At 41.4% G+C, this 15,052-nt stretch carries 11 protein-coding genes; 3 read left to right on the top strand and 8 right to left on the bottom strand.

What is annotated here, in order from left to right:
* Positions 1-10: 10 nt before the first annotated feature.
* Both gabT and PYV58_RS04775 read right to left on the bottom strand, forming a co-directional pair.
* On the bottom strand, positions 11-1,273 hold the full coding sequence (gene gabT / locus PYV58_RS04780) for a 4-aminobutyrate--2-oxoglutarate transaminase (protein ID WP_034610616.1): 1,263 nt from the start codon (positions 1,271-1,273) through the stop codon (positions 11-13).
* 279 nt (positions 1,274-1,552) lie between these two features.
* Positions 1,553-2,878, bottom strand: a complete 1,326-nt coding sequence (locus tag PYV58_RS04775; RefSeq protein ID WP_227504208.1) for a hypothetical protein — start codon at positions 2,876-2,878, stop codon at positions 1,553-1,555.
* 308 nt (positions 2,879-3,186) lie between these two features.
* Here PYV58_RS04775 and PYV58_RS04770 point away from each other — a divergent pair, with 308 nt between their 5' ends.
* Positions 3,187-4,692 (top strand): PLP-dependent aminotransferase family protein, encoded by a 1,506-nt coding sequence (locus PYV58_RS04770; protein WP_004823419.1) that lies wholly within the window; start codon positions 3,187-3,189, stop codon positions 4,690-4,692.
* Between the two features lie 415 nt (positions 4,693-5,107).
* Entirely contained in the window at positions 5,108-6,565 is a 1,458-nt protein-coding gene (locus PYV58_RS04765) for an amino acid permease (protein ID WP_004823420.1), read from the top strand.
* A 120-nt stretch (positions 6,566-6,685) separates the two neighbouring features.
* On the opposite strand, the gene PYV58_RS04760 is transcribed toward PYV58_RS04765, so the two are convergent.
* Genes PYV58_RS04760 through PYV58_RS04735 form a run of 6 tightly spaced genes read right to left on the bottom strand, consistent with a single transcriptional unit; the run spans position 6,686 to position 13,509 of the window.
* Positions 6,686-7,744 carry a 2,3-butanediol dehydrogenase gene (locus tag PYV58_RS04760; RefSeq protein WP_034610607.1) on the bottom strand — a complete coding sequence of 353 codons (1,059 nt, stop codon included), beginning with the start codon at positions 7,742-7,744 and terminating at the stop codon, positions 6,686-6,688.
* Between the two features lie 22 nt (positions 7,745-7,766).
* On the bottom strand, positions 7,767-8,552 hold the full coding sequence (locus PYV58_RS04755) for an acetoin reductase (RefSeq protein ID WP_004717552.1): 786 nt from the start codon (positions 8,550-8,552) through the stop codon (positions 7,767-7,769).
* 11 nt (positions 8,553-8,563) lie between these two features.
* Entirely contained in the window at positions 8,564-9,964 is a 1,401-nt protein-coding gene (gene lpdA, locus PYV58_RS04750; RefSeq protein WP_034610863.1) for a dihydrolipoyl dehydrogenase, read from the bottom strand.
* A gap of 10 nt (positions 9,965-9,974) precedes the next feature.
* Positions 9,975-11,510 (bottom strand): 2-oxo acid dehydrogenase subunit E2, encoded by a 1,536-nt coding sequence (locus PYV58_RS04745; protein WP_034610601.1) that lies wholly within the window; start codon positions 11,508-11,510, stop codon positions 9,975-9,977.
* A 1-nt stretch (position 11,511) separates the two neighbouring features.
* Positions 11,512-12,531 carry an alpha-ketoacid dehydrogenase subunit beta gene (locus PYV58_RS04740; protein WP_004717558.1) on the bottom strand — a complete coding sequence of 340 codons (1,020 nt, stop codon included), beginning with the start codon at positions 12,529-12,531 and terminating at the stop codon, positions 11,512-11,514.
* A gap of 15 nt (positions 12,532-12,546) precedes the next feature.
* Complete coding sequence (locus PYV58_RS04735) at positions 12,547-13,509, bottom strand: thiamine pyrophosphate-dependent dehydrogenase E1 component subunit alpha (RefSeq protein WP_034610596.1); 963 nt, start codon at positions 13,507-13,509, stop codon at positions 12,547-12,549.
* Between the two features lie 362 nt (positions 13,510-13,871).
* On the opposite strand from PYV58_RS04735, the gene lipA reads away from it, so the two are divergent.
* Entirely contained in the window at positions 13,872-14,879 is a 1,008-nt protein-coding gene (gene lipA / locus PYV58_RS04730) for a lipoyl synthase (RefSeq protein ID WP_004823427.1), read from the top strand.
* Positions 14,880-15,052 lie beyond the last annotated feature (173 nt).

Raw genomic sequence — 15,052 nt, 5'->3', positions numbered from 1 at the left:
ATGCAATCAGTTATGCTGCAACCAGCGTTGCAAACCCTTGTTTTAAAATAGCGAGACCATCTTTGAATTGCGCTGTTGGAATCGTTAATGGGTATAAGAAACGAATGACATTACCATTGCGGCCACAAGTTAAAATCAGTAAGCCATTTTCCATTGCATGCGTCTGTATTGCTTTTGCTTGTTCAGCTGTTTCTAGTTCAATTGCAACCATTGAACCCAAAGCGCGAATATCGGTAACAATGCTGGTGGTGGCCTTAATTGTATTTAATACTGAAACCAACTCAGCACCCAATACATTGGCGCGATCACATAGACCTTCACTTTCAATAACATCAATAACTGCGTGTGCTGCAGCAACCGCGATTGGACTGCCCGCATAAGTGCCGCCTAACCCGCCAGGATTCGGTGCATCCATCACATCAGCACGTCCAACTACACCTGAGATAGGGAAACCACCACCTAAGCTTTTTGCCATAGTGATGAGGTCAGCTTTAGTTTCATAGTAATTCATAGCAAATAATTTGCCTGTGCGTGCAAAGCCAGACTGAACCTCATCTGCGATCAGCAAAATACCATGCAAGTCACATAGTGCACGTAAACGCGTTAAGAATTCCGCTGGGGCTACATTGAAGCCACCTTCTCCTTGCACAGGTTCAAGTACAATTGCAGCCACATCATGCGCAGCAATATCTTCAGCAAAAATATCTTCGATGCTTTGAATTGCGTCATCTATAGTAATGCCTTTCGATGCTACTGGATAACGCGCATGGAAAACGCCTCCAGGCATCACACCGAAATCACGTTTATAAGGTGCTGTTTTACCTGTCATTGCCATGGTCATAAATGAGCGACCATGGAATCCATTTCCAAAAGTTACAATACCGTGGCGACGTGTATATGAACGGGCAATTTTTACTGCATTTTCTACAGCTTCTGCGCCCGTAGAAAAGAATGAAGTTTTTGCAGGACCATCTATTGGGGCGCGTTGATTAATACGTTCGGCAAGCGATACATAACTTTCGTAAGGTACAACTTGATATGCTGTATGGGTAAATTTTGTTAATTGTTCAGTAACAGCAGCAATAATTTTAGGATGACGATGACCTGTGTTGAGTACCGCAATTCCACCAGCAAAATCGATAAATTGATTGCCTTCAAGATCCCAAATTGTCGCATTTTCTGCTTTCTCCGCATACCATTGACACATGACACCAACTCCTCGAGGTGTTGCCTGCTGTTTACGCGTATTCAAAGCAGAGTGTTTACTGTCCATTTTATATCCTCAATCTTGATTCATACATGATAAAATTTCAGCATCCATATCACCCAATTGATGATATGCAAATGACATGTTGATTTGTCTTATTGTGCGCTTTTATGGGTATGAAACGAGAGCCACTTTAATTAAGTGCGAGAGAGCCAATGTATACACTTGCTCTATTTTTTAAAAAATTAAAATTCAATAAATACGGATAAATCTTAGCTTTAAAATTAGCTGATAAAAAAATGGCACCTTTTAAAAGGGTGCCATTGTTTAAGTTATGCGAAAAAACTAAAAACTATAAATAAACAGTAAATTAAGGAGTTTACTCTGCCCTGATGCATCGCCTTTTGCTAGAGAATTGGCATCACCACCAATAAATACATCATTTTTCCCCACGATATATTCTGCTGCTAACGAAAATTGCTTTATGTCCATATGTGCACCAAGGATTTGTCGGGTTGATGTGGCAAAACCTGACTTATTTTTATCAAATACGGTATAGCTATAATAAGGGGTAATATCATAATCTCTATAAAAATCATTGATGTGATAATCAATATTCGCTACATAGTAGTTGCTTTTGTTCGCAACAAGATATTTAGATTCAAATGAACCAACCGTCGTATAATCTGTAGCGTTTAATGACTTGGTATCACTACGATTCTGCCCAGCGGTCAAGGTTAAATTCGCCTTTTGGTAATTTAAGCGACCAAAAACATTCCATGCATGACGATGACCCGTTTGTCCATTGCTATTATTTTCCAAATCCGAATACCAATACGATCCCCCTACATTGAATTGAACAGGATAATCATCGAACTGAATTTTCTGATTAATCCGTGCAACCCACATATTTTTTTCTTCGATATTCTCTGTCGTTGTATTTTCAGGCTCAACATAATTGGCTGCATAACGCGCTGAATCTCCACCACCTCCTGCAAAACTTCCACCATCACGAGCAAAATAAGCCAAGTCCAAAACAGTATTGGTGCTGAGTTGCTGCTGCCAATTGATTCCTAAATTATGCACATCTTCTAAACCGGCATTGTCCAATAAACTCCCGTACCAACTACTGGTCCAGAAACGACCTATACCAAAAGGCATATCCTGTAGTCCAAGCCTAATCCTGCTCGTATCACTTAACTTATAACCAAGATTGGCATTGACCAAAGTTGAAAAATCACACAAGGTATCATTTTGATAGCAGCGATATTCCACGCCACCAAACAAGGTCTTGGCATCATATTTTAAATCGAGTTTCGCAGCATTAAATTTTAATTTATGGTCACTGTCCGAATAATCTTTATCTTGGTAATTCGCACGTACCCACCCTGACACCGTCAGTTTCCCCAATGCCGTATCAGCATTTCCCCAAGAAAGATCCTCAGCATAAATAGCCGTAGATACCGTCATTACGCTGAGCAGCGTAACCAACAAAATCAATTTTACTGGAATATCAGGCCTTAGACTCCACTTCTGGCAGTTCAGCATGCCTCTCTTTTTGCTAAATTGATCTTCGCTAAGTGCATCAAAATATGCAGATGGCTGAAGATCATTATTCCAAGTAATTGCCCCTTGTTGCTTATGTGTAAAATCGCTCACTATCCTGTTCATTATATGATCCTATTTTTGTATGTAGACGCATTTCCTCGCGACTGCAAAAAACTAAAAATGATGTAGCCTTGTTGATATTTACGATTCCCTAAGTTTTAGCAGCACAATCTGAGCTAAAAAATAAGCTTGATTTTTTTGCTTGGGCTTTTAGTCAGATCTGTGTATATTTTTTTCTGCCATTTACGGGTTGCTATTTTTCAGCCAGAGATGAAGCAATTTTTTTTAACAATCATGGTCTGACTAGATCATTTTGCACGTGTTGACAGTGTGCTCACGAGAGCCATTTTCAATTTGTAGGAGAGAGCCAATTGCGTAGCTTGCTTGGAGATTATTTACTACAACGATTGCAGCAAGATATCGATGGAACCTTGCAGTTACGGCTATTTCGCTGCTTACGCAATGCCATAATTGATGGTGTATTGGCACCTAAAACCCGTTTACCTGCATCGCGTGACTTGGCAAAAGAAATTAAAGTTTCTCGCAATACCGTGTTAAGCGCGTATGAACAATTACAAGCACAAGGTTATGTAAATGCCCGTACTGGACAAGGGACTTGGGTCGCAGACGAATTACCTGAATCTTTTTTAGTTAAAGCAGAAAATCCCCATCAGCCCATTCAAGAAAAAAAATCTCAGCAAAGTTACAGCTTATCTCAACGTGGTTCTTACTTAATCGGCTATTCCGCTGCATCACCCTATCAATGGGGGGCATTTGTACCAGGCGAACCTGATGTAACTGAATTTCCGCATCATATTTTTAGCCGAATTCAGACCCGTTTAAGCCGTGAACCAGAAATTAATCAATTAATTTATAGCAATGCTGGTGGCAGTTTGGAGCTACGTCAGGAACTCGCGGAATACCTCAAAATTGCGCGTTCAGTTCAATGTGATGCAGACCAAATCATCATTACCGAAGGTACCCACCAAGCTATTGATTTAGTTTCGCGGACCTTGACTGATATCGGTGATGAAGTTTGGATCGAAGACCCGGCTTATTGGGGAGCCCGCAATATTCTACGCATTAATGGGGTTAATCTACGTTCACTGCCAGTTGACCAAGATGGGATTATTCCAGACCTTCATCCTCAATGCCCGCCTAAGCTGATCTTCGTTACGCCATCTCACCAGTATCCATTGGGTTCACATCTAAGTCTTGAACGTAGAAAACAGCTGATCGCGTTTGCACGTCAACATCAATGCTGGATTGTTGAAGATGATTATGACAGTGAGTTCAGATTTTCAGGACAACCCTATCCCTCTTTACAAGGCTTAGAACCAGATTCACCCGTCATTTATATGGGAACATTCAGTAAAACCATTTATCCAGCGCTACGTATTGGTTATTTGGTCGTGCCCAAAAAACTGTTTTCACCATTACGCATCGTCTCAGCAGAGCTCTATCGAGGTGGACATCTAATCGATCAAAAAGTATTGGCTGAGTTTATTCGTGAGGGGCATTATGGCGCACATATTCGACGTATGCGTTTACTTTATAGCAAACGCCATGCATTTTTAATTGATTTAATTTACCGTCATTTAGGTCAAGATTTCCTACATGAATACAATACAGCAGCAGGTTTACACCTTATTTTAAAATTACCAAGTCACAGTGATGATGTCTTGATTGCATCGAACGCGCTTGATCAAGGGGTAAAAGTCAGAGCACTGTCACAATACTATACAAAACAATACTCTACTCAACAGAAAGGTCTATTGCTCGGTTTCGCCTGTGTTAATGAACAAGCCATTTTTGTCGCTTTCGGTATTTTACTGAAATGCTTACGTGATGTTGGTATTCCGACGCTCAATCATTAAAAAATCAGAGATCCATTAAAATTTCATTTTAAAGTTTAACTTCATTTTTACCCGCTTTAAAACCTCAACACAACCATAGAATATTGTTCATTTTATTGAGCAACTTGATTTTTCTGTACATTTTTTTTCCTCGCCCTTTTCACATTTTTAAAATAATTGGCTCCTTTGAATAGATAAAAAGTGGCTCTCGTCACCTGATAACAAAAAAGCCAAATTAATCGAATACATAAAAAGTATGTAAACAGTTTAGTCGCCAAAGGGTAATCCTTCCCCTGTTTACAAAATATGCGATTGAGCAAAGTTAACCTCATCTTCATTCAGTGCTTAATCATTTAGCTGCATTTCAAAGGATAGATCATTAAAAAATAGCATAGCGCTCAACTGCAATTATATGCTTGATATTAAGGGAAATAATATGACTGGAAATCAATCTGCTTCCAAGCTAGATTCGCCACAAGGCTTAAAAAATGGACTTAAATCCCGCCACCTCACTATGATTTCGATTGCCGGTGTTATTGGCGGTGCATTATTTGTTGGCTCTGGAAATGTGATCTACGATGCAGGACCAGCTGCAATCCTTGCCTACACTTTCGGCGGATTATTGGTTCTACTGATCATGCGTATGCTGGGTGAAATGGCAGTACTGAATCCTGACAGTGGCTCATTTTCAACTTACGCAGACCGTGCCATTGGTCGTTGGGCTGGATTTTCAATTGGCTGGCTGTATTGGTCCTTTTGGACTTTACTGATGGGATGGGAAGCCTTTGTTGCAGGCAAAATTCTCAATAACTGGTTTCCATTTATTCCCATTTGGGGCTATATGCTCCTTGTTATTGTAAGTTTAGTTTGGATTAATTTACGCGATGTTAAAAACTATGGCGAATTTGAGTTTTGGTTTGCCTTAATCAAAGTCATTGCCATTATTCTATTCTTGGTGATCGGAAGTTTAGCCATCTTGCATATATGGCCTTGGGGTGATGCCGCAATGGTCGGTGGTATTACATATTTAACAGCTGAAGGGTTTATGCCGAATGGCTTTTCTTCAGTCATTACTGCCTTGCTCGGTGTAATGTTTGCCTATATGGGCGCAGAAATTGTGACTGTTGCAGCCGCTGAAACCAAAAATCCAGCCAAAGAAATCCGTAAAGCATCCAACTCAATCGTATGGCGGATCATTTTATTTTATGTCGGCTCAATGTTGATTACTGTTTGCTTAATTCCACATAACAACCCTTTATTAAAAGATCCAACTTGGGGGACATACAGTGTAACCCTAACAGCACTGGGTATTCCTGAAGCACGTCATATTGTCAATTTTGTGGTGTTAACCTCAGTATGTAGTTGCTTTAACTCAGCGCTTTACACCTGCTCTCGCATGGTATATTCGCTTTCTAAACGAGGAGATGCACCGAAGAGCTTTGCATTGACCAATCGTAATAACAGCCCATGGATTGGCGTCATTTTTTCGAGTCTGTTTTCATTCGTTGCCGTTTATTTTACCGCGACTGAAAGTATGAATATTTATGATGTACTCATGCTGACAACAGGTACAGTATCCCTCTATGTATATCTCGCAATTGCTTTTTCACAATTAAAGTTACGTAAAAAACTCGAAGCCGAAGGTGAACATATTCCATTTAAAATGTGGTTATTTCCTTGGCTGACCTATCTGGTGATTGTCTTTATTATTGGTGCATTAATTACAATGGTTATTGAAGGAACTTATTTTAAAGAAGTTGCATATACCAGTGTACTGGCCTTACTTATCGTAGGTCTTGGGATTTGTGCCCAAAAGTTTAATTGGGGCGCTCATCAAGCATCAGAGAATAAGGCTTCACAAAGCAACGTTAAGCTCAGTGATAATAACTCTTAATACAACAGCAGAAATCAGCTTAAATCGATCTGTGAACAACATTTATATTTGTTCACAGATCATTTTCATTATTTGCTTGCTGACTCAATATTGGCATTGAATAAAGACACACTCAATTTACTAGGGATGCACAATAATTTTAACCGCAGATTCGTTGTTATGAATCAAGGTTTCAAAGCCTTGCGAAACCAAATCATCTAAAGCAATTCTTTGGGTAATAAAAGGTTCTAAATTAATTTTACCTTGCTCAACCAAGCGAATGGTTTCTTGATGATCATTGACATAGGCAATCGTGCCGCGAATATCCAGCTCTTTCATCACCACACTATGCACATTAATCGTTGCAGGATGACTCCAGATTGAAACTATCACCACCACACCGGTCGGTTTCATGGCTGCCACCAGTGTATCCATGACCTTATTGACACTACTGCATTCAAAAGCCACATCCACCCCACGGTCTTGGGTGATTTTCATTACTTCAGCCACAACATCCACTTGAGACGGATCTAGCACATAGTCGGCAACACCTGCTTCTAAGGCTTTTTCTTTACGTTTTGCACTGAGCTCGGTAATGATGACAGTTAAGCCTTTGGCCTTTAAAATTGCAGACAATAACAATCCAATCGGGCCCGCTCCACCAACCAAGGCAATATCACCTGACTGTGCTCCACTTCTTACAAAAGCATGATGTCCGACAGATAAAGGTTCAATCAATGCGGCTTGATCCAAGGGAATTTGGTCAGAAATGGGATGTACCCAACGGCGTTGTACCGCAATTTTTTCAGATAGCCCACCACCGCGACCACCTAGACCAATAAAATTCATATTTTTTGACAAGTGATAATTGTCATATGGTCCAGTCGGAACATCATCTGCAATGATATAAGGCTCAACCACAACATGTTGCCCCACCTGAATATCATCCACGCCATCCCCTACAGCGTACACCACACCTGAAAACTCATGCCCCATGGTCACGGGTGCAGCTTCACCCGAAATCGGGTGCGGATGACCACACGGAGGAATAAAAATTGGACCATCGATAAATTCATGTAAATCTGTGCCACAAATACCACACCATGCGACTTGGATTCCAACAGTTCCTAGTTGTACCTGTGGTTCTGGAATATCCTCAATACGGATATCCCCTTTATCATAAAAACGAGCTGCTTTCATTGATGCATTCCTCATTCCAGTATTAACGATAAACCATTCCGCCATCGGTCAAAATTGACTGTCCAGTAATATAATCAGCATCCTCACTGGCTAGAAAAGCAACCAATGCGGCAACATCATTTGGGGTTTCGGCACGTCCTAAAGCAATTCCATCCACATATTTCTGATAAGTTTCACCAACGGGTGCACCAGTGATATCAGCAAAACGTTGATCTATCTCTACCCACATATCTGTACCCACTACACCGGGACAATAACTATTTACCGTGATACCAGCACTGGCATATTCTTTTGCTGCGGTTTGAGTCAAGGCACGAACGGCAAATTTAGTGGCTGAATAGACACCAAGCAAGGCAAAACCTTCATGCCCAGCAATCGAACATGCATTGATGATTTTGCCAGCATGTTGGCGCTGTTTAAATTTATCGGCAGCGGCCTGAATCCCCCACAGCACACCACCTACATTGATATTCATAATCCGATTAAATTCATCTGGACTCACCTCCGCCAAGGCTTGAACTTGGGCAATGCCTGCATTATTAATAATGATATCAAAGCCATTTAATGTCGATTCTGCATGATCAATCGCACTGCTGATTTGTACAGGATCAGCAACATCTGCAATAAATGTGGTGGCTTTTACCCCAAATGCTTGAATCTCTTGCTGAACAGCAGTTAACTTTTCTTGGTGAAGATCAACCAAGGCAATATGTACGCCCTCTTGTGCCAAGCGTAAAGCAATACCGCGTCCTATACCTTGTGCAGCGCCTGTAATTAATGCGACTTTATTGTTTAGACCTCTAGGCATGTTGCGACTCCTTAAATATGGATTGCACGTTGCATTGCCGATAAAACCGACTCATGCATCGCCTCAGATAACGTAGGATGTGGGAAAATCACCTGTGCTAGGCTTTCATCAGTGGCTTCTAAATATTTAGCGATGGCAAAGCCCTGAATATGTTCAGTGACCTCATGCCCCACCATATGTGCCCCCAATAATTCCCCTGTTTCTTGATTAAAAATGGTTTTTACAAATCCTGTGGTCTCGCCTAAAGCCAAAGCTTTACCATTGGCTTGTAAAGGGAATTTACCCACATTGATTGTAAAACCAGCTGCTTTGGCTTTTTGCTCGCTTAGCCCAATACTTGCCACCTGCGGATGGGTAAAAATACACCCTGGAATTTGGCTACGATCTAAAGCATGTACATGTGCCAGCCCTGCAATTTTCTCCACGCATAAAATTGCTTCATGACTGGCTTTATGTGCCAAGCATGGTGCACCTGCGACATCACCAATGGCATACACTCCAACCACATTGGTCTTACACCATGGATCAACTTTGATAAAACTATGCTCAAACTCAATACCCAATCTTTCTAAACCCAGATTTTGAGTATTGGGTTGCACACCGATTGCGGAAAGGACTTTTTCAACAGTGATGATTTGTACACCAGTTGCAGTTTCAACATGACAATGCACTTGGCCCTTGTCGATTTCGATGTTTTGTACAGCCGCTTCAGTCAAAACCGTCATGCCATGCTGTTCAAATTGCTTTTGCACATATTTGGCAACTTCAAGGTCTTCACTGGGTAGGATCTGTTTGGCAATATCAACCAAGGTGACTTGGCAACCTAAGTCCTGATATAAACTGGCAAACTCGCTGCCAATGGCCCCTGAACCAATCACCAGAAGTGATTTCGGCAATTGTTCTGGGATTAAGGCCTCTTTATAACTCCAGACATGCTGTCCATCGACAGGAACATGCGCTAAATTGGCGGCTCTAGCACCCGTTGCCACAATAATATGCGGTGCAGAAATCTGTTGTTTTTGACCCTTTGTATCAGTCAATTCTAAGCGTTCTTTCGCGATAAATTGAGCGCTTGCATTAAAAACAGTAACTTGATTCTTTTTCAGTAATTGCCCAATCCCTTGTACCAACTGTTCAGACACCTGACGGCTATGACGTACCAGTTGTTGGATATCAAAATCAATCGCGCCCAAAGAAAAACCAAACTGTTGTGAATGTTTAAATTGCTGTGCAAGTGCCGCGCCACTCAATAAAGCTTTGGTTGGAATACAGCCCCAATTCAGGCAAATGCCACCCAAATGCTGTTTTTCAACAATGGCGGTTTTTAAGCCCAGTTGGGCTGCACGAATCGCAGCCACATAGCCTCCTGGACCAGCGCCTATCACAATAAGATCAAATTGTGTGTCTGACATGCTCATGCTCCTACACCAAAATCAATGCAGGATTTTCAACAAACTGCTTAAATGCTGCCAAGAACTGTGCGCCTAACGCACCATCAATTACCCGATGATCACAGGACAAGGTCGCGGTCACCATCTGTCGAATCACGATGCTCTCATTTTCAACTATTGCCCGTTTTTCTGCTGCACCTAAAGCTAAAATCGCACCTTGGGGAGGGTTAATAATCGCGTCAAACTGTTGAACGCCGAGCATACCTAAATTCGAAATACTGAAACTACCGCCCTGAAATTCATCAGGCGCCAATTTGCCAGTTTTGGCACGTGTTGCAAGATCACGCATATCATTGGAAATTTGTGCCAAAGACTTGGTATTGGCAGCTTTAATGATTGGAGTGATAAGGCCATTTTCAATCGCTACGGCAACAGAGATATCCGCCTGATCGAACTGCAAAATCTGCTGATTCTCTTCATCAAACTGAACATTGACCTGTGGCACTTTGATCAATGCAGCTGCTGCCGCTTTAATCAGCATGTCATTGATTGACAATTTCACTTGCGGCACAGTGGCATTAATCTGCTGACGTAATCCCTGAATGGCATCTACATTTAAATTTACGGTTAAACGGAAGTGTGGTGCATTACGTTTTGCTGCCTGTAAGCGTGAAGCAATGGCTTTACGCATACCATTCATCGCAATGGTGGTCACCTTGGCAGTTTCCGTCAGCGCTACATCAGTGCTATTTTGGGCAGGTGCAGGGTTTTCACGCTGATAAACTGCTTCAACATCTTCCTTACAAATACGCCCTCTGGATCCTGAGGCACGGCAGTCATGTAAATTTATACCCCATTGTTTGGCTAAACGACGTGCAACTGGTGTTGCCAACACTTGGCTATCATCTGCTTTAGATTTCGCCACTTTACCACTCGGTTGCTGTCGAATATCGGGCCATGATCCACCCGCAGCTTGAACTGCGGTTTGAATGTCTTGCACACTGATACGACCTTCACGCCCTGAGCCTGAAACCAGCGCCAAATTCACTTGATGCTTTTCAGCCAATTTCAAGGCATGCGGTGTTGCAAAAACATCCTCAACAGGTTGATAACCTTGTAATGCTGCAGGAATTACATAGCCATTTTGGGCAACAGCTTTTGATACCTGCTCAGTATGATTCGGTTTAGGCACAGCTTGTGTCTTGGTTTCAGGCTGAGTCGCTGTCAGCTTTTCAGTAACCACTTCAACAGCTTTGCTTTCATTGACAATAGGTGCACCAGCCAAAGATTGAGCAAAGGCATCAATTTCAGCATCAGAAACTTGCGCATCTGCACAAATTGCAATGATCCCGCCAACCACTAAAGTATCGCCATTATTGGCAGTGATTTTACGCAAGGTACTATCAAACGGTGCTTCAAGGACATTGACGATTTTTGTGGTTTCAATTTCACAAATTTCTTGTCCTTTACTAAACTGCTCACCTTCTTGAATCAACCATTGGGCAATGGTGCCCTCTTCCATCGACAAACCCCATTTTGGGATTTCTAAAGTTTTAATTTCGCTCATCCTAAGCCTCCAACGTTTTACGTACAGCCTGTTCGATACGTTCTACACTTGGTAGCCATTGTTTTTCTAATACGGGTGAAAATGGCACAGGTGAATGCGGTGGTGTCACCAGTTCAATGGGTGCTTTGAGATAATGAAAGCCTTTTTGTGCAATCAATGCAGCCACATCATGCCCAAAACCACAACGGGCAGCAGACTCATCAACAATCACCACACGCCCTGTTGACGCGACAGATTCTAAAATGCCTTCTTCATCCAATGGAGAAATCGTTCGTGGATCGACAACTTCGACGGAAATCCCCTCCTTGGCAAGCTTATCCGCGACTTCATTGGCACGATGCACCATTAAACTTAGTGCAATAATCGTGACATCGGTTCCTTCACGGGTGTAATTTGCTACACCAAAAGGAATGGTATATGGTTCATCAGGAACTTCACCTTTGATGTCATAAAGCAATTTATGTTCACAAAACACCACGGGATCATCATCACGGATGGCTTGAATCAATAAGCCTTTTACATCATACGCACTAGATGGCACCACGACTTTTAAACCAGGTACAGCAGCAAACACGTTATACGGGGATTGTGAATGTTGCGCGGCAGCAGAAAAGCCTGCGCCGATCATGCCTCGAACCACCAAAGGCGCTTTGGCTTTTCCACCAAACATATAACGAAATTTGGCCGCTTGGTTATACAACATGTCATGACATACGCCATAGAAGTCCATAAACATCAGGTCAGCCACAGGTCGTAAACCTGTTGCAGCAGCCCCTGCCGCCATTCCAATAATTGCAGATTCAGTAATCGGGGTATCGATCACACGCTCAGAGCCAAACTCTGTCCATAGCCCTTTGGTGACACCAAGTACGCCGCCAAAGCCTTCGAGTTTATTGTCATCCGTATTTTTACCGCCATGCCCGCCACGGACATCTTCACCGACAACAATCACGCTTGGGTCACGGCGCATTTCTGATTCAATCGCTTCTTTAATCGCGTTTCGATAACTTTTATTTGGCATTGCTTTACTATTCCTTTAGTAAGAGACATAAACGTCGGTAAGAAGTTGAGAAAGTTCTGGATAATTGGCAGCACGTGCTTTTGCGACAGCAGCATCGACATTGGCTTTTGATTCAACATCAATTGCATCCAGTGTGGCTTCAGCAATCTTGCCTTTGACTTTTTCACGGAAAATTTTCAACGGATCTTTATGCTCTTTGACATAATCGAGCTCTTCTTTTGAACGAATCAGTCCTGGGTCACCTTCAAAGTGTCCATAAAAACGATTGGTAATGGTTTCAATCACACTTGGGCCTTCGCCACGACGTGCACGTTCAATGGCTTTTTGGGCGACCTCATACACAGCAAAGAAATCTGTCCCATCTACTTTTTCAGCAGGCATCCCAAAAGCCGCAGCACGACCAGCAATATCTTTGCTTCCGACTGCATAATCATGCGCAGTCCCTTCACCAAAACCATTATTTTCAAAAACAAAAATCACTGGGAGTTTTAAAACCACAGCCATATTCATGGCTTCAAAGGTCAAACCTTGGTTAGAACCACCATCCCCAGTAAATGACAGACCAATTCCACCCGTCTTTAAGGTTTTTGCGGTTAACGCAGCACCAATTGCCAAAGGCGGCCCACCACCAACAATACCGTTGGCTCCCAACATACCTTTGTCTAAATCAGCAATATGCATTGAACCGCCTTTGCCGCGGCACAAACCATCGTCTTTACCAAAAATTTCCAACATCATGCCGTGAATATCACATCCTTTGGCAATGCAGTGACCGTGACCACGATGGGTTGAGGTAATAAAATCCTTGTCGGTCAAATTTTCACAAATCCCAACGGCTACCGCTTCTTCACCACTGTAAAGATGGATAAATCCGGGAATATCACCTGTATTATTTTCATCGTGAAGTCGATCCTCAAACTCACGAATATCTCGCATCCGTCTGTATGCTGCTAGCAATTGCTCTTCCGTTAATTGCATATACTTATTCCTTCATGCTCACAGTTAAAAGTAAAAACCATATATTTAAAAATAAACACTGGTGTTTAAAATCCGTATATTTATATAAAATTATTTCATTCAAAATTAATATTAGACTAAAAAAATATTTCTTTATAAAACACAATAAAAATATTAAAAACAGTACCTTATAAAGCAAAAAATATTTGTAAATTTTTATAATTTTCAAAAATTTAAAAAATCAAACCTTTAACCAACCTTTATTTTATAATATTAATATTTTGCACTCTTTTATTATATTGATAAACATTTTAAATATATTTGACAACATAGATAAAAATGTCATTTTATATTTAATTATTTTATTTAATGGACTATTTAAAATGGATTTAAAAGTTTCAGTTACCACGGGACAAAAACTACGTGGTGCAGATAAATTGGCACGTATTCCAGTAAAAATTATCAGTACTGAGCAGATCCCACAAAAGCCTGAATGGATTCGCGCCAAGATCAGCCAGCCTGAAGAAGTGCAACGTATTAAAAATTTATTACGTCAACAAAAACTACATACCGTATGTGAAGAAGCCGCGTGCCCCAATTTGCCACAATGCTTTGGTGGTGGAACAGCGACCTTTATGATTATGGGAGATATTTGTACCCGTCGATGCCCATTTTGTGATGTGGCCCATGGACGTCCCAATATTTTAGATGCTGATGAACCGAAACATTTAGCAGAAACCGTTAAAAATCTAAATTTAAACTATGTGGTGATTACCTCAGTAGACCGTGATGATCTTCTTGACGGTGGAGCACAACACTTTGCTGCATGTATTCGAGAAATCCGTAAAAGTAGCCCAGATACGCTGATTGAGATTTTAGTCCCTGATTTTCGGGGCAGATTAGAAGTTGCCCTCAACATTCTGAGCGAAACCCCGCCAGATGTATTTAATCATAATATTGAAACGGTCCCTCGTTTGTACCGTGCAATGCGTCCGGGTTCAGATTATCAACATTCACTGGAACTGTTAAAACGGTTTAAGCATTTACGCCCAGACATCGCAACGAAATGTGGCTTGATGGTGGGATTGGGTGAAGTCGAAGCAGAAGTTATTGTGTTGCTGAATGACCTCAGTGACTATCAGGTAGACTATGTCACCATAGGTCAATACTTACAGCCATCTAAATCTCATGCCCCAATACATCGTTTTGTTTCTTTGAAAGAGTTTGAACATTATCAAGCACATGGTGAGTTATTAGGGTTTAAAAATATATGGAGTGCGCCAATGGTTCGTTCCAGCTATTTTGCTGATCGTCAATACAAGGGCGAACCTGTACCCAAGCCGTTTACACGGGAAAACATTGCCACAGAAATTATTGCCACAGAAATTTAGGATGATTCAGTGTTAAAGTGAATATGGACGCCCAAACATTAAACAATGAGTAATAAAAAGAATACGCTGTCTTTTTATTGGTAACTTTATTTAACATTTGTGAGCAGAAAACTCATTTCAAAGTGAAACATTAGCTTCTAAAGTGAGACAAATGAATTAATAAAAATGAATAC

The organism is Acinetobacter sp. TAC-1 (genome assembly GCF_029025845.1).
GTDB lineage: Bacteria > Pseudomonadota > Gammaproteobacteria > Pseudomonadales > Moraxellaceae > Acinetobacter > Acinetobacter guillouiae.
This window is presented reverse-complemented; position numbering and strand designations above follow the sequence as displayed.